Annotated in this window: 1 protein-coding gene and 1 pseudogene; both read right to left on the reverse strand. The window is 56.9% G+C overall.

Annotated elements, in window-relative coordinates:
* A partial coding sequence (locus A3730_RS22075; protein ID WP_197477570.1) for a virulence RhuM family protein occupies positions 1-327 on the reverse strand: 327 nt, incomplete at its 3' end.
* Positions 324-752 (reverse strand): annotated as a pseudogene (locus A3730_RS32065) (SAM-dependent DNA methyltransferase); the annotation flags it as partial. The gene A3730_RS22075 and the pseudogene A3730_RS32065, both read right to left, overlap by 4 nt.

Genomic DNA, 752 nt, shown 5'->3' on the forward strand with positions numbered 1-752 from the left:
GTGGGCGGTGGCCCACTGGCGGAATTGGGTGCCCCGGGGGGAGCGCACCCGGTAGCCCACGGCCAAAATCAGGGGCAGGCTGTACCATTTTACCCGGTAATTCTTGCCGTCGGCGGCAGTTGTCAAGGATTCCTTGACAACTGAATCCTCCGGCAACTCCTTGTCATTCAATATGTTACGAATATGCAGGCTGACATTCTGCTTGCTGGTATCGAACAGGGTGGCGATTTCCGCTTGGGTTAACCAGACGGTATCCCCCTCGGCCCGCAGCAATATTTGTGCCTTGCCATCGTCCGTGTGGTAGAGAATCAGCTCGCCCTGGTTCATGTGGTCACCTTCTTGAGCATGGCCAGAATGTCCTTTTCCAGCCCTTGTATTTCGCTTTCGATCTCTGCCAGGGCGCGCGGGGGCTCGTAGACGTAGAAATGCCGGTTGATGGGGATTTCGTAGCCCACCTTGGTCTTGCTGTGGTCGATCCAGGCATCGTCCACGAAGGGTAGCACTTCCCTGGCCAGGTAATCTTCGCAGTGATCGTGCACCAGGGGTAGCAGTTCACTGTTGTCAGCGTCCTTGTCGTAGCCCATGGGTAGCGGCAGGGTGATATCGGCGGGTAGCGGCACGATCTCGGTGTCACGCAGTTCGCTGTCCGGTTCAATGTCTCCCTTGCTGTTGACGCAAATTGCTGCCTCTGGGTCACGTTCAGACAGTGCGTTGAGGATGGCTTTTTTGATCGGGGCGGGCAGTTTTTCGTC

Source organism: Alcanivorax sp. HI0044, assembly GCF_001634945.1.